Here is a 17,344-nt window from a genome sequence, read left to right on the forward strand (position 1 = left end):
GGGCGCCGCGACGCCCGGCGCCGCCGGCGCAACCGCGACCGGCGGCGTCACGATGCTGCCCGAGGCCATCGGCGGCGACACGCGCAGCACCTGGCCGGGCGTAAGCGGCGAGTTCGCCGCGAGGCCGTTCCATGCCGCGATCTCCTGCGGTTTGTGGCCGTACGCGGAGGCGATGCCGGCGAGCGTATCGCCCGGATTCACGCGATAGAAGCCGGCCGGCACGGAAACCGTGGAAAGGCTCGTCGTGCTGGACGGCGCGTTCCCGTAGAACGGCGTGCTCTCCCACGGCATCGTCGTGCAGCCGGCGACCATCGCGCCGAGCGCGGCGGCTGTCAGCAGGCGGATCCCCGTCAGTTGCCATTGTCCTGTCATGTGATTTTCCTCGATGTGTTTTTCTCAATCGGATTCAATCGATGCGCAAGCATTTGCCGTGCCGCTGCGCCAGCCCGGGCGTCGCGGCGGCGCTCCACGGCGTAGCTATTATGCGCGACGGCCACGCGAGCGCCGCGGCGCGGGCGCCGTCAAACTGCTGTGTTCTTCAGACGCTGCCCTGCGTTTCGACGACCAGCACGCGCGCCGCGCCGAGCGGATGCGCGACGTGCTCGGTGCCCACCGACGCATAGAACACGTCGCCGGTTTCGAGCACCGTCGAGCGTTCGACGCCGTCTTCGCGATAGCGCATCTCGACGCGGCCGTCGAGCACGGCGAACACTTCTTCGCCGTCGTTGACGTGCCACTTGTACGGCTGATCGGTCCAGTGCAGACGCGTGGTGATGCCGTTCATGTTGGCGATGTCGAGCGCGCCCCACGGACGCGTCGCGGTAAAGCTCCTGCTGCGGATGATTTTCATGGTCGATAAGCGGTCGGCAAACGCACGGACCGCGCGGCCAGGTCCGCCAACCTCCGGCGGCGGCACTCGCGCGGCTGACCCTTATTATAGGTCTGGCGGCTCGCATGCCCTCGCCGGTACATGCCCGGCGAGCCTTTCGTACGATTATTGAAACCCCTAAGCCGTCGCCTATACTCACTCAAGCCGCGGGGCACACCCTGTACGACAGCGTCTGGATTCTGGGAGGAGTCGAGGATGAACAAAGCCACTTTTCTGGCCGTGCAACTCAACGTCGACGATGTAGCCGCGTCCCCCGGCCTCGTCGAATTGCTGAACACCCACCTGATCTTTGCCGCCGACGTCGCCGAGGCCGCCGATGCGCTCGTGCAGCTTGCAAGCGTCGCGGGACTGTCGAGCGGCGTCGAGGCGAGCGTCGAGCTTCCCGCGGTGGCGGTCGAGCGACTGCGCGAGGCGCTCGACAACCTGAGCGGCTACGACGAATCCTGGCTGCTCGCGCTCGAACCGAGCCGGGCGCTCTTCGACGAGATCGGCCGCCGGCACCGCGCGCTGCATTGAGTAGGCAAGCCGGGCTGGGCGGCGCGAGCGCTCTGACTCCACCGCCGCGAAATCCGCGCTTCGAGCGCATGCGATACAGGCCGTAAACGACAAAACGCCATCCGATCAAACCGGATGGCGTTTTTTCTTGCCCGCCGCCTTCGCAATGCTCCGCAAGGCGGCGTCTACCTCAAGCTTCGGTGCGACTCGTATCGGCGATTAGTTGCCGAAGTAGATCGAATGACGGTCGGACGTGGCCGGGCTCGCCGCATGGCCGGCTTGCGAAGTACCGACAGCCGGCGCGCCGTAGCCGCTGGTGTTCACGGTGTTCGCCGCGACCGCCGTGCCGTTTTGCGCGGCGACGCGAGCCTGGGCGGCCTGGATGTCCGCCGGGTAGTCGACGGAGTTGGCGATCGGGTTGTAGCCTGCCTTTTCGAGTTGAACCAGTTCAGCGCGAACCTGCGCGCGGGTAACCGGCTGGTTCGACTGAGCGAACGAAGCAACAGGAGCAGCAAGAGTCGCGGCGATAGCAACTGCGGAAATCAGGGTCTTCATGATTAACCTCCAATAACTTGTTTGTGATGCGCTTCGGTGTTTGTCCCTCAGCGCTTGAAAGCAAGTTTAGGAGTGTCATGACTTAGGGTAAACACTTAAAACCACGAAACTCTATTTTTGTTTTCGCAACAATTGCCCCGTCTTTTTTGCCGGAGACTAAAACGTCGATAGATTCCGACAATAATCTTGCCGTCCGGGAATCAGCAAGCCGGGGCAGACCGGCGCGCGTTACGCAAAGCGCGCCGGTCCGCTATTCAACCGTCTCGCCGCAACCGCTCAGCCCCAATGTGCGTGGAAGCTGCCCGGCTTGTCGACGCGTTCGAACGTATGCGCGCCGAAGAAGTCGCGCTGCGCCTGCACGAGATTCGCGGGCAGACGCTCCGAGCGGTACGCGTCGAAATACGCGATCGCCGATGCGAAAGCCGGCACCGGCACGCCCGCGTTGACCGCCGCCACCACGACTTCGCGCAGCGCCGCCTGGTAGTTCTTCGCGATGTCGCGGAAGTACGGATCGAGCAGCAGGTTCGCGAGCGCCTTGTCCTTCGTGTACGCGTCGGTGATCTTCTGCAGGAAGCGCGCGCGGATGATGCAGCCCGCGCGGAAAATCTTCGCGATCGTGCCGTAGTCGAGATCCCACTTGTACTCTTCCGATGCCGCGCGCAGTTGCGCGAAACCCTGCGCGTACGAGATCACCTTGCTGAAATACAATGCGCGGCGCACCGATTCGATGAACGCGTCGCGCGCGCCGCCGAGCGGCCTGGCCTGCGGTCCTTCGAGCACCTTGCTCGCGGCCACGCGCTGATCCTTCAGCGACGACAGCACGCGCGCGAACACCGCTTCGGTGATCAGCGGCAGCGGCGCGCCGAGGTCGAGCGCGTTCTGGCTGGTCCATTTGCCGGTGCCCTTCTGCGCGGCGCGGTCGAGAATCACGTCGACGAGATCCTTGCCGGTTTCGTCGTCCTTCTTGCCGAAGATCTTCGAGGTGATTTCGATCAGATAGCTGTCGAGCTCGCCCTGGTTCCATTCGGTATAGACCTTGCCGAGTTCCTCGTTCGACAGGCCGACCACCTGCTTCAACACCGCGTAGCTCTCGGCGATCAGTTGCATGTCGCCGTACTCGATGCCGTTGTGCACCATCTTCACGAAGTGACCCGCGCCGTCCGGTCCCATGTACGCGACGCACGGCTCGCCGTCCGGTGCCTTCGCGGCGATTTCGGTGAGGATCGGCGCAACGAGGTCGTACGCGTCGCGCTGTCCGCCCGGCATGATCGACGGGCCTTTCAGCGCGCCCTCCTCGCCGCCCGACACGCCGGTGCCGATGAAGTGCAGGCCGGCCTTCGCGAGTTCCTGGTTGCGGCGGATCGTGTCGGTGAAATGCGTATTGCCGCCGTCGATCAGGATGTCGCCCTCATCGAGCAACGGCTTGAGCGAGGCAATCGTGGCGTCGGTCGGCGCACCGGCCTTGACCATCAGCAGAATGCGGCGCGGCTTTTCGAGCGACCCGACGAACTCTTCCAGCGTGAAGGCCGGCACCAGCTTCCGGTCCGGATATTCGGCGATGAGTTCGTCGGTTTTTTCGCGGCTACGGTTGTAGACCGACACCGCGTGGCCGCGGCTCTCGATGTTGAGCGCCAGATTGCGGCCCATGACCGCTAGCCCCACCACGCCGATTGCCTGTTTGCCCATGTGAATTCTCCAGAGTCCAATGAATGTCGTGACGCCGCGCCACGGAAAACAGCGGCGGGACGTCGAGGGTGAAAGGATAAAAGAAATGCGCGCTTGCCGCTTGGTGGCGGGCAGTGGAAGACGGGAGTTTGGGCGTCTGCTTGCACATTGCTTATGCGCGCGCGGTTAGCTCACCACCTCACCCGCGCTTCGGGCCCCTGCCCGCTTCCTGAACACCAGACTGAAATTGTTCGCCGGCATCGCGACGGCTTTCTCGCACGCCAGCCCCGCCGCTTCGCCCAGCGCGACAACGGCTTCCATGTCGCGAACGCCCCACTCCGGATTGCGGCTCTTCAACCAGTGATCGAACGCGTCGTTGCTCGGCGCGGTATGCGCGCCGCCGCGCTTGTAAGGACCGTACAGATACAGCACGCCGCCGTCGACGAGCCGCCGCCCCGCGCCGTCGAACAGCGCCTGCGCCGCGCCCCACGGCGAGATGTGGAGCATGTTGATGCAGACCACCGCGTCGAGCGCAGCGGCGCCCCAGTCCGGCTGACGCACGTCGAGCGCGAGCGGCGCGCGCAGGTTCGGCAGCCCGGCGTGCGCGGCCCACGCGGCGATCGATGCGCGCGCGTCGGCGTCGGCATCGCTTGGCTGCCAGTCGAGTCCGGGCAGCGCGCCGGCGAACCAGACCGCGTGTTCGCCGGTGCCGCTCGCGATTTCGAGCACGCGGCCGGTGGCCGGCAGCACGTCGCGCAGCACGGCGAGAATCGCGTCGCGGTTGCGTTCGGCGGAAGGCGAATGTTGCCGGGCGTCGGTCATCGTCGGTTTTAGTACAAGGTTGCGCGCACGCGCGCGGGCAGATCGCGCTCGTAGGCGGCGGCGTCGAATTCCTCGCCACCATTGGCGGCGATGATGCGCCGCAGAATCTCGCCCGTGCCCGGTAGCCGCGAACGTTCGACGTGGCGCGCCGGATCCCACAGCTTCGAGCGCACGATCGCCTTCGAACAGTGGAAGTACACCGCGTCGACGTCGATCAGCAGCACGGTGCGCGGCAGCTTGCCGTCGACGGCGAAACTGTCCAGCAGCGCGGGATCGGTCGAGATCCGGCCGCGGCCGTTCACGCGCAACGTCTCGCCGACACCCGGCACGACGAACAGCAGCGCGAGCCGCGGATCGACGATGATATTGCGCAGGCTGTCGAGCCGGTTATTGCCGGGGCGATCCGGCAATGCGAGCGTGCGTTCGTCGACGATACGCACGAAACCCGGCGCCTCGCCGCGCGGCGAACAGTCGAGGCCTTGCGGGCCGCCGGTGGCGAGCACCGCGAACGGCGCGGCCTCGATGAACGCGCGATAGTCCTCGTTGACATGCGCAATCTCCTTGCGCAGCGCGCGCTCTCCCGGTTCGTCGTAGAGGGCTTCGAGTTGTTCGATCGTCGTCAGCATGGCATTGCCCGGGAGATAGGGGGTGATTCGACAGAGGGTACTCAAGCACCGGCCAGCATCCCGGCGAGCGCGCTCAGCGTGTCGCCGCACGGCGCGGCCACTTTCAGCGCCAGCAGCGGATCGGCGCGCGTGCGGCCCAGGTTGATCGCCGCGATCGGCTTGCCTTGGCGCTGCGCCCAGACGCAGAACCGGTAGCCGGAATAGACCATCAGCGACGAGCCGGCCACCAGCACCGCATCGGCCGCGTCGAGCGCGTGCGAGGCCGTTTCGACGCGCGCCTTCGGCACGTTCTCGCCGAAAAACACTACCGATGGTTTCAACAGGCCGCCGCAGTTCGAACAGGTGGGCACGCGAAAGCCGCCGAGATCATGCCATTCGAGATGCGCGTCGCCATCGGCGGCGGCTTCGGCCGTGACGTCGAGCAGCGCCGGATTATCGGCTTCGAGCGTCTGCTGGATCGACGCGCGCGCATGCTGCATGCCGCAGTCGAGACAGGTCACGGCGTCGATCCCGCCGTGCAGCTCGATCACGTCGCGGCTGCCGGCGCGCTGATGCAGGCCATCGACGTTCTGCGTCACCAGGGTCGGCACATGCCCCGCCGCCTCGAGCCGCGCGAGCGCGACGTGCGCGGCATTCGGCTGCGCCCGCGCGACGAGCGGCCAGCCGACCATGCTGCGCGCCCAGTACCGCTGACGCATCGCCTGCGCGCCGAGAAATTCCTGCAGCGTGATCGGCGGCGAGCGCTTCCATGTGCCGTTGTCGTCGCGATAGCCGGGGATGCCCGAGTCGGTGCTGATGCCCGCGCCGGTCAGCACGAACAGACGCGGATGACGCAGCACGAAGCGATGCAGATCGTCGAGCGCGTGCGCTTCGATCAGGGGGTCGGTCGGCGTGAGCTGAAGGTCGGTCATGACGGGGACGGTGGAAGATCGTGCGCCGCTCAGCGGCGCGTGCGCGGTGCTTTTGGTCGCGACGGCGTCGCTTGCGAGGTTTGCCGCGCCTCATCCCGCTGCCGCCACGCGGCCAGCGCGATCTCGTAGCGTTCGAGCGCTTCGTCGTAGAGATCGAACACACACTGTGTGCAGCCGCTATGACAGCAGTCTTCGAGATCGGGCTTCACGGGCGGCTGCGGCGGCGGATCGTCGTCGCTGGGTGTGGCTCGGGGCACGGCGGACATGGCTTTCGCGTGGAGACGGGAAGCGCTCAGTATAAGTTGAACGCCCGCGCGCCGCTTCCTTCGAAGCGCCGCTCAACCGCGCCCGACGAACGGCATCCTGGTCGCCATGATCGTCATGAACTGCACGTTCGCCGACAGCGGCAAGCTCGCCATATGCAGCACCGCGTCGGCAACGTGCCGCACGTCCATCAACGGCTCGACCGCGATCTCGCCGTTCGCTTGCGGCACGCCGCGCGCCATCCGCTCGGCCATCTCGGTCTCCGCATTGCCGATGTCGATCTGTCCGCACGCGATGTCGTATTTGCGGCCGTCGAGCGACACCGATTTGGTGAGTCCGGTGATCGCGTGCTTGGTAGCCGTATAGGCGGCGCTGTTCGGCCGCGGCGCATGCGCGGAGATCGAGCCGTTGTTGATGATGCGGCCGCCACGCGGGTTTTGCGTTTTCATCAGGCCGAACGCCGCGCGCGTGCACAGGAATACGCCGGTCAGATTGGTGTCGACGACCGAGCGCCATACGTCGATCTCGAGTTCGTCGAGATCGACGGGCGGGCCGTTGCGCCCCGCGTTGTTGAACAGCACGTCGAGCCGGCCGAAGCGCGCGCGGATCGTGTCGAACAGCGCGGCCACGCTATCCGCTTGCGTCACGTCGCACGACACCGCGAGCGCGTCGCCGCCCAGTGCCCGCGCTTCCCCGACGACCGCATCGAGCGCGGCCTGCCGGCGCCCGGCGAGCACGACGCTATAACCGTGCTCCGCCAGCCTGAGCGCGCAAGCGCGGCCGATGCCGCTGCCCGCGCCCGTCACCAGCGCCACTTTCCCGTTTTTCGTTTCCGACATCGCGCACCTCCTATTGTGTCGTGCTGGTGGAAGCGCGCATCGGTTCGCCGTAGCGGAGATAACCGGATGCGCGCCTCTTTTCGCCCCGCACCATACAACAGCGGATGACCGATCGCAAACCGCGCGATGTTGCCACAGGCTCATTGCTCCGACGAAATTCGGTGTCTTTCAGCACACTTTCATTCGACATCGCGACTGCTTCACGCGTCGCCGCGATGCGCACAACAATGGTATCGTCCGCGGTTGCGCGTCGCGCACGATTCACAGCCTTCCCCGGACGAAGGAAGACGCACAGGAAGCACGCTCGATGAACCAATGTCCCAATCCGACGCATGGCGCCCAGTCCGCGCCGCCGCGCCGCTGGCCGCGCACCGGCAACTCCGCGCTGCTCAACGGTACGATCGCATGGCATGTGCTCGTGCTGGCCGGCTGGCTGCTCGCGCCCGCCGCGTGGCCGTGGTGGCTCGCCGCGATCCTCGCGAACCACGCGATCTTCACGATCACCGGGCTCCTGCCGCGCACCGCGCTGCTCGGTCCGAACTGGACGCGCCTGCCCGCCAGCCCGCGCAACGCGAACGCCATTGCGCTGACCATCGACGATGGTCCCGACCCCGTCGTCACGCCGCAGGTACTCGATCTGCTCGACGCCTTCGATATACGTGCGACGTTCTTCTGCATCGGCGCGAAGGTGGAACGTTATCCGCTGCTCGCGCGCGAAATCGTTGCGCGTGGCCATGCGCTCGAAAATCATTCGCAGGTGCATGTGCACACGTTTTCGGTGACGTTTCCGCGCGCGCTGACTCGCGAGATCGCCGCCGCGCAGCGTACACTCGAAACCGTCAGCGGCGAACGCCCGATGTTCTTCCGCGCGCCCGCGGGTTTGCGCAATATTTTTCTCGAGCCGGTGCTGCGCAAGCTCGATCTGCGTCTCGCCGCGTGGACGCGGCGCGGCTACGACACGCGTGAACGCAACCCTCACGTGGTCACGCGGCGCCTGCTGGACGGCCTCGCCGCGCGCGATATCCTGTTGCTGCACGACGGCAATGCCGCACTCACGCTCGAAGGCAAGCCGCTGATTCTCGAGGTGCTGCCGAGCATCATCGAAGCGGCACGCCAGCGGCATCTGCGTTTCGTCACGCTGCGCGACGCGCGTATTGACGCGTGACACGCCGCGGACCTGCGCCGCGCGCTTCGCGCCGCTACACGCAGAAATCCGCCGCCATGTCCTCGTCCGTGCGCGCTTCGAGTTTGCCGCCGCGGCACGCTTTCATGAACGCGTCGTAGTCGCGCTCGACCTGATCCGCGTAGCTCGACGCGTAGCCGCTCAGCGCTTCCGCGAACTGATCGCCGCGGCCGATATACGCGCTGACCTCGATCGCCTGGCCGCTCGCCTTCGCATGCGCGCGCGCCATGATCCAGCCGCACAGCCGCGCATAGCCTTCGAGCAGATCGCTGTCGAACAGCTCGATATTCGCGGATAGTTTCATGTCGCGAAGCTGGCGGAAATAGAAATGCCGCCCGAGCGGCCCCGTCGCCCAGCCGAGGAAGATATCGCTCGCGGCCTGCAGCATGCGCTGCCCGAATACGACGCGCTCGCCTTCATGCCGGATGGCCGGCGACTTGTGGAACTGCGCGATGACCGAGGGCCGTGCCTCCTTCAGTTGCAGGAACAACGGCTTGTTGCGGTGATCGACGAGCAGCACCACGAAGCAGCGCGTGCCGACGCTGCCGACACCCACCACCTTGAACACGATGTCCTGCCTCGTGAAGTGATCGAGCAACTCGCGCCGGTCGTGCGACAACGTCTTGCGATAGTCGGCCCATAGTTGTTCGACCATCTTGTCCACGTTGCCTTTGCGGTACGTTTCGGTTTCGTCCGCCGTGAACAGCGTATTCGCGCCGAGCACATGAAAGAGCGCGGGCGGCGCGTCGTGGATCTTCCAGTGCCCGCTGTCGAAAGAAGTCATTTTCTCGAGCAGGTTTTCGTGCGTGCGGGTCGCGGCCTTTTCCATGCCGCGCCGCACCGCGCGGCGGCCCTCCGGCGTCAATGCGGTTTCCGCCATATGGTCGAACGTGATGCGGTCGTACCAGAGTTCGAGCGCGCCGCACTGCGCATACTGCGCCATGCGATCGCGATACGAATTCACCACGGTCATCACGAGGCGCTCGGCGGTGCCGCGGCTCAGGCGCATATGGCGCGCGGCCACCACGAAGCTTGCGGTGAGCCGCTTCAGGTCCCATTCGAAGGGACCGGTCGATACTTCGTCGAAGTCGTTGAGGTCGAAGACCAGTTGCCGCTCGGGCGTCGCGAAACCGCCGAAATTCATCAGATGGCCGTCGCCGCAGATCGGCATGCTGAGGCCCGAGTCGTGAACCTTGCTGAGGTCGTGCGCCTGCAGAATCGCGCTGCCGCGAAAGAACGTGAACGGCGAGACGGCCATGCGCCCATAGCGCAGCGGCACGAGATTCCCGACGCGGCCGGCGCTGCTCTGCTTGAGCAACTCGATCGGATCGCGATGCAATTCGCCGACCGCGCGATGGCTCGAACGTTTCGAATGCTCGCGAGCGGCCCGGCCACGCGCTTCCCGTTCGGCAATGGTGCTGGTTTTCATGCTCTCTCTCCGTTTTGCGAGTCTTGACCGGCGATGACAGAGACTGCTGACTGGCACGACAAAGCGAAACAACGGCGCATGGGCCTGCCTGCATGACATCCGGTGGCACCCCACGGCAGCCACGGCAGCGAACCCGCGCATCACGTCCGAACCGTGGCATGAATTACGATCATAGCGGGTCGGAACAGATCGCCGCTAAAAATGCTGCCGTACATCTGCACACGCGGGCGCACGGCGGCGAATGCGCTCCCGCACACGCTGTGGCGCGCGGCGCGCGGGTAGAATCGGCGCATGCACCCTTCCCCCGTCCGGCAGCGCGAGCCCGAGCTTCCGCTGCATACGCCCAGTGTGTCGTCGCTGACGCTGGCGGCGGTCATCGCCGTCATCGCGTGGATTTCGATCTTCGCGCAAGCCGACGTCACGATCGATCGCACGCTTGCCCGCGGGCTGACCGTGTTCGACGGCCTCGCGCGCATGAGCAGCTACCTGACCAATCTGACCGTGCTCGCCTGCGCGATCTGCTTCACCTGCGTCGCGTCATGGAAGCATCGCTCGCCACTCGTGCGGTTTTTCCGGCAGCCGACGGTCGTGACCGCGGTGGTCGTCTATATGGTATTCGTCGGCATCGCCTATAACCTGCTGTTGCGTGGCCTGTGGACGCCGACCGCCTACCGGCGGCTCCTCAACGAATCGCTGCACAGCGTGCTGCCGATGCTTGCCGCGCTCTACTGGGTGCTGTTCGTGCCGCGCTTTCATCTGCGGCCGCGGCACTGCGTGCTGTGGCTCGTCTATCCGCTCGCGTATCTCGGCATCACGTTCTGGCGCGGCAGCCTGTCGGACTTCTATCCGTATCCGTTTATCAACGTCGAAACGCTCGGACTCAGACAGGTGCTCGTCAATTCCGCGCTGCTGTTCGGCAGCTTTCTGATGTTGATGGCCGTATTCGTCGGCATCAACTTCGGGCGACGGCGCTGACGTTTCGTCGCGCTTTCGCCGCCGCACGCATTTCCCTCTCCCGTGGGCGCGCTTCTTGCACCGCTCCGTGACTGGCGCAGGCCAGCGCCACGCCGGCGCGGCCTGCGCGAGCCCTTCGTGCGGCACCGTTGCAATCGCAACGCGTGCGCACGTAAATATGACAACCGGAGTAATGCATATGGATACGAATTCAGCGGAAGGCGCAGTCAACGAAGTCGCGGGCAAGGTACAAAGCGCGGCCGGTGACGTGCTCGGCGACACTGGCATGCAGATGGCGGGCAAGGCACGCGAGTTGAGCGGCAAGGCACAGCAGCTTTGCGCGAATACGACGAGCCTCGTACGCGACACGACAGTCGAAAACCCGTTCACGACGCTCGCGGTTGTCGCGCTGGCCGGGTTTGTCGTGGGGGCACTGTGGTCGCATAACTCGGCGGACCGGGATTATCGGCGTTGATTGATGGCCGCCGATCAGGTGGCGCCAATCGGCGGCTTTAATTGGCGGCTTTAATCGCGGCATTCGTCCGCGTCGAGCGGCGCGGGTCGCCCTCTGCCCCGTCAGGCGCTTTTCTTCCTGCGGCCCGCGCCCATCTCCAGTTCCACCCACGTCGGCGCATGGTCGCTCGCATGCGGCTCGCCGCGCACCCAGCGGTCGACGCCCGCGGCACGCAAACGCGGCGCGAGATCGGCGCTCAGCAGCAGATGATCGATGCGCAGCCCCGAATTCGTCTCCCAATGGCGGCGGAAATAATCCCAGAACGTATAGATGCGCTCGTCGCCGAAGTGCGTGCGCAGCGCGTCGGTCCAGCCCTGCGCGAGCAGCTTCCGATACCGCTCGCGGCTTTGCGGCTGCAGCAGCGCGTCCTTCAGCCATGAACGCGGGTTATAGATGTCTTCGTCGGTCGGCACGACGTTGTAGTCGCCCGCGAGCACGACCGGCTGACCGCTCCTGAAGAGCTTCGCCGCATGCGCGATCAGATGATCGAACCAGGCGAGCTTGTAGTCGAACTTCGGACCGGGCTGCGGATTGCCGTTCGGCAAATACAGGCAGGCGATCACCAGACCGCCCGCTTCGGCTTCCAGATAGCGGCTATGCGTATCCGCCTCGAAACCAGGCAAACCGCGCCGCCGTTCGACCGGCGCCTCGCCCTTCGCCAGAATCGCCACGCCGTTCCATGCGCTCTGCCCTTGCCAGATCGCGCCATAGCCGGCATCGCGCAGCGGCTCGACCGGAAACGCGCTATCCACCGCCTTCAGTTCCTGCAGGCAGACGATGTCCGGCGCCTCGCGCTCCAGCCATTGCAATAGCGCCGGCAAGCGCGAACGGATGCCGTTGATGTTGAACGTCGCAATCCGCAGCTTCGCCACGATCGTTTCTCCCTGACGGCCTGTTTCAACCTATCCCGCCGCGGCGTCGCACCACTCGATCGCCCACGAACGCGCGCAGCAGATCGCATCGGCTTCGTTCGCGAAGCAATCGATGTCACCGGAATCGTGCGACTGAAAGGCTTCGTTTCGCCGCGCCACGCGGGTGATCTTCGCGCGCGCGTAGTAGGCGCCGTCGTCCGCGTGACGCGCGCGGCAGTCGATATGAAAATGCCTGTAGTCGAATTGCATAGGCGCTCCCGTGAACGTGCCGCATGCCGGCCACGCGTTCGTCACGTATTCACGTATTAGCCGCGCGGCCATTGCAGGCGACGGTAGCACCGCTTATACCCGCCCTGTTAGCGCCCGGCGCAGCGGTTCACTCCTGGCGTTCATTGCGGATATTAGCCTGCCTTTATTGCGCAGATCGGCTTTGCTCTCCCTCTGAATTTTTAATACCGTTGTACCTGCAACGGCACTGAAATTGCTGCGCTTTGCTGTGTCTGTCTTGTTTCAACGCGATGCGTTGGACCCCGACGCATCGTCATGCCTGCATTGACCTTTCAATGGAGTCAACAGAACGTCATGTCCACGCATACCGAATGTCAGGATTCGGGCGACGCAGCCCCTCCAGAACCCACCTCCGAGCCCTCACAGCCCTCACGCCGCCGCTTTCTTCAATCGGCCGCCGCTGCCGCGACGATCGGCGCGGCACCGCATCTGCGCGCGCAAACGCAAACGCCCGCCGCGCCGCCGGCGCCGGGCAACCCGGCCGTCTCGCCGCGTCCCGTCATGTTGAACGTGAACGGCCGCGCCTATGCGCTGCAACTCGAACCCCGCGTGACGCTGCTCGACGCATTGCGCGAATACGCCGGTCTGATGGGCACGAAGAAAGGCTGCGACCGCGGCCAGTGCGGTGCCTGCACGGTGCTCGCCGATGGCCGCCGCATCAACTCGTGCCTGACGCTCGCGGTGATGCACGAAGGCGAGAACATCACGACCGTCGAAGGACTCGCGTCGAATACCGGCGTGATGAGTCCGGTGCAGCGCGCCTTCATCGAACACGATGCGTTTCAGTGCGGCTACTGTACGCCCGGGCAGTTGTGCTCCGCGACTGCCCTTCTCAGCGAATTCCGCAACGGCGCGGCGAGCACCGTAACGGCCGACGTGCGCGCGCGTCCCGCCGCGCTATCCGACGCAGAGATCCGCGAGCGCATGAGCGGCAACCTCTGCCGCTGCGGCGCCTACGCGAACATCGTCGCCGCGGTGCGCGCCGCGCACGGCAACGCGTAACGGAGACCGGCATGGATGCGATCTCCTACGAACGCGCCGGCGACGTCGCCGGCGCAGTGCGCGCCGCGCAGCAGCCGGGCGCGGTCTTTATCGGCGGCGGCACGAATCTGCTCGATCTGATGAAGGGCGGCGTCGCGCGGCCGGTGCGGCTCATCGATATCACGCACATCGACGGGCTCGACTCGGTCACCACGCTGGCCGGCGGCGGCATCCGCATCGGCGCGCTGGTGCGCAACAGCGACGCGGCGAATCATGCGCTCGTGCGCGAGCAATACCCGCTGCTGTCGCAAGCGTTGCTCGCGGGCGCGTCCGCGCAGTTGCGCAACATGGCGACGGTCGGCGGCAATCTGCTGCAACGCACGCGCTGCGGCTACTTCTACGACACCGCCTTTACGCAATGCAACAAGCGCATGCCCGGCAGCGGCTGCGCGGCGCTCGACGGCCATAACCGCATGCACGCGATTCTCGGCGCGAGTCCGCAATGCATCGCGGTCAATCCGTCCGACATGAGCGTGGCGCTCGCCGCGCTCGATGCGCTCGTGCGCGTCAGCGGTCCCCGCGGCGAGCGCACGATCGCGTTTGCCGATTTCCACCGGCTGCCCGGCGAGCGACCCGACGTCGATACCACGTTGCAGCCCGGCGAACTGATCACCGCGGTCGATCTGCCGCCGCCGCTTTTCAGCGCCCACTCGCACTATCTGAAAGTGCGTGACCGCGCCAGTTACGCATTCGCGCTGGTGTCGGTGGCCGCCGCGTTGCAGATGGACGGCGCGCGCGTGCGGACCGCGCGCATCGCGCTGGGCGGCGTCGCGCACAAGCCGTGGCGCGCGAGCGCGGCCGAGCAGATGCTCGCCGGTCAGCCGCTCACGCAGGCCGCGCTCAAAAACGCCGCCGCGGCGGCGTTGAGCGGCGCGCAGCCACGGCGCGACAACGGCTTCAAGGTGCAGCTCGCGCAACGCGCGATCGTGCGCGCGGTCAATCAGGCCGCCGGTTACGCGGGAGGTGTCGCATGAACCTGATCGGACAGCCGATTGATCGCATCGACGGCCTGCTCAAGGTGACCGGCGATGCGCGTTATGCGGCCGAATTCCCCGAAGCGCGTCTCGCGCATGCGGTGCTCGTGACGAGCACGATTGCGCGCGGCACGATTGCGTCGATCGATGCGAGCCGCGCGCAGGCGTTGCCCGGCGTGCTGCTCGTGATGACGTACCAGAACGCGATGCGCCTGCCGAACGGCGGCAGGCCGGCGCTCGCGCCGCCCGCGGGACGACGCCTGTCGCTGCTGCAGGACAACGAGGTGCACTACAGCAACGAGCCGGTCGCGGTAGTGGTCGCCGATACGCTCGAACATGCGACCGATGCCGCGCGTCAGGTGCGCATCGTCTATCAGCCGGGCACCGCGACGCTCGACTTCGCGGCGGCGAAGCCGAACGCGCATGCGCCGGTCAAGCCGCAGGGGCGCGAGACCGATACGCGGCGCGGCAGCTTCGAGGACGGCATGCAGAGCGGCGCGGTGCATATCGACGCCACGTACACGACGCCGATCGAGCATCACAACCCGATGGAGCCGCACGCGACGATGGCGCGCTGGGACGGCCCGCAGCTCACGCTGTTCGATTCGACGCAGGGGGTGAGCAGCGCGGCGCAGGCGGTCGCCAAAGTATTCGGCATCGCCGCGACTGACGTGCGCGTGATCTCGCCGTTCATCGGCGGCGGCTTCGGCTGCAAGGGTTCATCGTGGTCGCATGTGTCGCTGTGCGCGATGGCCGCGCGGCAAACCGGGCGGCCGGTGCGGCTCGCGCTCGAGCGGCCGCAGATGTTCGGCCCGGTCGGCGCGCGGCCGCGCACCGAGCAGCATTTCGTGATCGCCGCGCGGCACGACGGCACGCTCACCGCGATGCGCCACGACAGCATCTCGAACACGTCGACGATCGAGGACTGGACCGAGACCTGCTGCATGGTCACGCGCATGCTGTACGCGGTGCCCAACCAGATCACGACGCACCGGCTCGTGCCGCTCAATCTCGGCACGCCGACCTTCATGCGCGCGCCGGGCGAGACCACCGGGTCGTTCGCGCTCGAATCGGCGATGGACGAACTCGCGGCGGCATTGAACATGGATCCGCTCGCGTTGCGCATCAAAAATTACGCGGAAAGCGATCCGCAGGAAAACCGGCCATGGTCCGGCAAATCGCTGCGCGAGTGCTATCAGATCGGCGCGCAAAAATTCGGCTGGTCGCGCCGTTCGCCCGCGCCGCGCTCGATGCGCAACGGCGACACGCTGATCGGTATGGGCATGGCGACCGCGACCTATCCGGCGAATCGCAGCGAGGCATCGGCGATCGCGCGGATCCTGCCGGACGGCACCGCGATGGTGGCGTCGGGCACGCAGGACATCGGCACCGGCACCTATACCGTGATGACCCAGGTCGCCGCCGATGCATTGGGCTTCGCGCCGGAGAACATCCACTTCGCGCTCGGCGATTCGACACTGCCGCGCGCGCCGGTGTCGGGCGGTTCGCAGTCGGCGGCGAGCGTATCGCCCGCGGTGCGCGACGCGGCGAGCCAGGCGCGCAGCCAGTTGATCGCGCTCGCGCTGGCCGATCAGGCATCGCCGGTGCACGGCCTGCCGCTCGACGACGTGACCGTCGACAATGGCTGGGTGGTGAGCCGCTCGCAACCGGGCAAACGCGATCCGGCCGCGGCGATCATCGCGCGCTCGGGCGGCAAGCCGATCGAGGCGACCTCGACCGTCAGGCCCGGCGACGAGAAGCAGAAGTACTCGTTCCATTCGTTCGGCGCGGTGTTCGTCGAGGCGCACGTCGACGCCGGGCTCGGCACGATCCGCGTGCCGCGCGTGGTCGCCGTCTACGACATCGGGCGCGTGCTCAACGAGAAGACCGCGCGCAGCCAGATGCTGGGCGGCATCGTCTGGGGCATCGGCGCGGCGCTGCAGGAGGAAAGCACGCTCGACACGCGCTACGGACGCTTCACGAACGCGAACCTCGCCGAGTATCACGTGCCGGTGAACGCGGATATCGACACGCTCGACATCACGTTCCTCGACCGGCCCGATCCGTATATCAACTCGCTCGGCGTACGCGGCATCGGCGAGATCGGCATTACCGGCGTGCCGGCGGCGATTGCCAATGCGGTGTATCACGCGACGGGGGTGCGGGTGCGGGATTTGCCGATTACGCTCGACAAGGTGATGGGGCCGGTCGGGGTGTGAGGTGGCGCGGAATCATGGTGGGGATCGCCGTGGGCGGTGGAGCTTGCGCGCGCCGGCATTCGCGTGAACGCCGACATTCCCGCTTGCCTCCCGCCCCGTTGCATCGCACAATCGGCTTCATTCCTTTTACCGGTATCCGCCGATGGCCTACGCCTCGCTCGCCACTGGCGTGTTGCTCGCCGCCGGCTTCGGTTCGCGCTTCGATCCGCGCGGGCTGCACAACAAGCTGCTCGCGCACCTGCCCGACGGCACGCCCGTCGCGCATGAAGCCGCGCATCGGCTGCTGCGGGTCGTGACGCGCGTGCTCGCCGTGGTACGGCCCGGCTCGGATGCGCTGGCCCGCGTGCTCAACGACGCCGGCTGTGACGTCGTATTCACGGCGGCCGCCGAGCGCGGCATGGGCGCCAGCCTCGCCGCGGGCATCGCGGCAAGCGACGACGCCGAAGGCTGGATCGTCGCGCTCGCCGACATGCCGCGCATCGCGATCCCGACGATCGAAGCGGTGGCCCGCGCGCTCGACGGCGGCGCCCCGCTGGTCGCGCCGTTTTATCAGGGGCAGCGCGGTCATCCGGTCGGCTTCGGCGCGGCGCATCGCGAGGCGCTGCTCGCGCTCGATGGCGACACGGGCGCGAAAGCGCTGCTGACGACGCAAGCGCTAACGAGGCTCGATGTCGACGATCCGGGCATTTTGCGGGACGTGGATACCCTGGAAGACTTGCGGCGGATGTAGCTTCCACTGAGCTTCCAAGGCTCCGCTTGCTCCCTGCCGGCCTTTGCGCGCATACTGTATATCCATACAGTATT

At 66.4% G+C, this 17,344-nt stretch carries 20 protein-coding genes; 8 read left to right on the forward strand and 12 right to left on the reverse strand.

Translation table 11 applies throughout. From position 1 onward, the window contains the following. On the reverse strand, nucleotides 1-372 hold a 372-nt coding region (locus QM685_RS34465; protein ID WP_415123730.1), incomplete at its 3' end, for a LysM peptidoglycan-binding domain-containing protein. Nucleotides 373-538: 166 nt separating this feature from the next. Then, complete coding sequence (locus QM685_RS34470; protein ID WP_415123731.1) at nucleotides 539-850, reverse strand: cupin domain-containing protein; 312 nt, start codon at nucleotides 848-850, stop codon at nucleotides 539-541. A gap of 234 nt (nucleotides 851-1,084) precedes the next feature. On the opposite strand from QM685_RS34470, the gene QM685_RS34475 reads away from it, so the two are divergent. Further along, the gene (locus tag QM685_RS34475; RefSeq protein WP_415123732.1) at nucleotides 1,085-1,405 is read left to right on the forward strand and encodes a hypothetical protein; all 321 of its coding nucleotides are present in this window, start codon (nucleotides 1,085-1,087) and stop codon (nucleotides 1,403-1,405) included. A 198-nt stretch (nucleotides 1,406-1,603) separates the two neighbouring features. Here QM685_RS34475 and QM685_RS34480 read toward each other — a convergent pair whose 3' ends face one another. The 7 genes from QM685_RS34480 to QM685_RS34510 form a co-directional block, all read right to left on the reverse strand. Then, entirely contained in the window at nucleotides 1,604-1,939 is a 336-nt protein-coding gene (locus QM685_RS34480; protein WP_415123733.1) for a DUF4148 domain-containing protein, read from the reverse strand. A 276-nt stretch (nucleotides 1,940-2,215) separates the two neighbouring features. Then, nucleotides 2,216-3,625, reverse strand: coding sequence for an NADP-dependent phosphogluconate dehydrogenase (gndA, locus tag QM685_RS34485; RefSeq protein ID WP_415123734.1), 1,410 nt, complete (start codon nucleotides 3,623-3,625; stop codon nucleotides 2,216-2,218). A gap of 165 nt (nucleotides 3,626-3,790) precedes the next feature. Continuing rightward, the gene (locus QM685_RS34490) at nucleotides 3,791-4,426 is read right to left on the reverse strand and encodes a DUF938 domain-containing protein (protein ID WP_415123735.1); all 636 of its coding nucleotides are present in this window, start codon (nucleotides 4,424-4,426) and stop codon (nucleotides 3,791-3,793) included. 8 nt (nucleotides 4,427-4,434) lie between these two features. Then, complete coding sequence (locus QM685_RS34495) at nucleotides 4,435-5,052, reverse strand: pyridoxamine 5'-phosphate oxidase family protein (protein ID WP_415123736.1); 618 nt, start codon at nucleotides 5,050-5,052, stop codon at nucleotides 4,435-4,437. Between the two features lie 41 nt (nucleotides 5,053-5,093). Next, nucleotides 5,094-5,963: an NAD-dependent protein deacetylase gene (locus QM685_RS34500; RefSeq protein WP_415123737.1), complete on the reverse strand. Its 870-nt coding sequence runs from the start codon at nucleotides 5,961-5,963 to the stop codon at nucleotides 5,094-5,096. A gap of 29 nt (nucleotides 5,964-5,992) precedes the next feature. After that, entirely contained in the window at nucleotides 5,993-6,229 is a 237-nt protein-coding gene (locus QM685_RS34505; protein ID WP_415123738.1) for an oxidoreductase-like domain-containing protein, read from the reverse strand. Between the two features lie 72 nt (nucleotides 6,230-6,301). Further along, on the reverse strand, nucleotides 6,302-7,066 hold the full coding sequence (locus QM685_RS34510) for an SDR family oxidoreductase (protein ID WP_415123739.1): 765 nt from the start codon (nucleotides 7,064-7,066) through the stop codon (nucleotides 6,302-6,304). Between the two features lie 307 nt (nucleotides 7,067-7,373). On the opposite strand from QM685_RS34510, the gene QM685_RS34515 reads away from it, so the two are divergent. Beyond that, nucleotides 7,374-8,231: a polysaccharide deacetylase family protein gene (locus QM685_RS34515; RefSeq protein ID WP_415123740.1), complete on the forward strand. Its 858-nt coding sequence runs from the start codon at nucleotides 7,374-7,376 to the stop codon at nucleotides 8,229-8,231. A gap of 34 nt (nucleotides 8,232-8,265) precedes the next feature. Here the strand turns inward: QM685_RS34515 and QM685_RS34520 are convergent, their stop codons facing one another. Continuing rightward, nucleotides 8,266-9,678 carry a DUF2252 domain-containing protein gene (locus QM685_RS34520; RefSeq protein ID WP_415123741.1) on the reverse strand — a complete coding sequence of 471 codons (1,413 nt, stop codon included), beginning with the start codon at nucleotides 9,676-9,678 and terminating at the stop codon, nucleotides 8,266-8,268. Between the two features lie 291 nt (nucleotides 9,679-9,969). On the opposite strand from QM685_RS34520, the gene QM685_RS34525 reads away from it, so the two are divergent. Beyond that, the gene (locus QM685_RS34525) at nucleotides 9,970-10,653 is read left to right on the forward strand and encodes a Pr6Pr family membrane protein (RefSeq protein WP_415123742.1); all 684 of its coding nucleotides are present in this window, start codon (nucleotides 9,970-9,972) and stop codon (nucleotides 10,651-10,653) included. A 178-nt stretch (nucleotides 10,654-10,831) separates the two neighbouring features. Further along, entirely contained in the window at nucleotides 10,832-11,107 is a 276-nt protein-coding gene (locus QM685_RS34530; RefSeq protein ID WP_415123743.1) for a CsbD family protein, read from the forward strand. Nucleotides 11,108-11,208: 101 nt separating this feature from the next. Here the strand turns inward: QM685_RS34530 and QM685_RS34535 are convergent, their stop codons facing one another. Continuing rightward, nucleotides 11,209-12,018, reverse strand: coding sequence for an exodeoxyribonuclease III (locus QM685_RS34535; protein WP_415123744.1), 810 nt, complete (start codon nucleotides 12,016-12,018; stop codon nucleotides 11,209-11,211). Nucleotides 12,019-12,048: 30 nt separating this feature from the next. Then, entirely contained in the window at nucleotides 12,049-12,267 is a 219-nt protein-coding gene (locus QM685_RS34540) for a hypothetical protein (RefSeq protein WP_415123745.1), read from the reverse strand. Between the two features lie 333 nt (nucleotides 12,268-12,600). Here QM685_RS34540 and QM685_RS34545 point away from each other — a divergent pair, with 333 nt between their 5' ends. From QM685_RS34545 to QM685_RS34560, 4 genes are all read left to right on the forward strand, one after another. Next, the gene (locus tag QM685_RS34545; RefSeq protein WP_415123746.1) at nucleotides 12,601-13,308 is read left to right on the forward strand and encodes a (2Fe-2S)-binding protein; all 708 of its coding nucleotides are present in this window, start codon (nucleotides 12,601-12,603) and stop codon (nucleotides 13,306-13,308) included. A gap of 11 nt (nucleotides 13,309-13,319) precedes the next feature. Continuing rightward, on the forward strand, nucleotides 13,320-14,321 hold the full coding sequence (locus QM685_RS34550) for an FAD binding domain-containing protein (protein WP_415123747.1): 1,002 nt from the start codon (nucleotides 13,320-13,322) through the stop codon (nucleotides 14,319-14,321). Further along, the gene (locus tag QM685_RS34555; RefSeq protein WP_415123748.1) at nucleotides 14,318-16,540 is read left to right on the forward strand and encodes a xanthine dehydrogenase family protein molybdopterin-binding subunit; all 2,223 of its coding nucleotides are present in this window, start codon (nucleotides 14,318-14,320) and stop codon (nucleotides 16,538-16,540) included. The genes QM685_RS34550 and QM685_RS34555 overlap by 4 nt, the downstream gene beginning before the upstream one ends. A gap of 142 nt (nucleotides 16,541-16,682) precedes the next feature. Beyond that, nucleotides 16,683-17,270, forward strand: coding sequence for a nucleotidyltransferase family protein (locus QM685_RS34560; protein ID WP_415123749.1), 588 nt, complete (start codon nucleotides 16,683-16,685; stop codon nucleotides 17,268-17,270). The last annotated feature ends 74 nt before the right edge of the window (nucleotides 17,271-17,344 follow it).

It is taken from the genome of Paraburkholderia sp. (genome assembly GCF_047605525.1).
GTDB lineage: Bacteria > Pseudomonadota > Gammaproteobacteria > Burkholderiales > Burkholderiaceae > Paraburkholderia.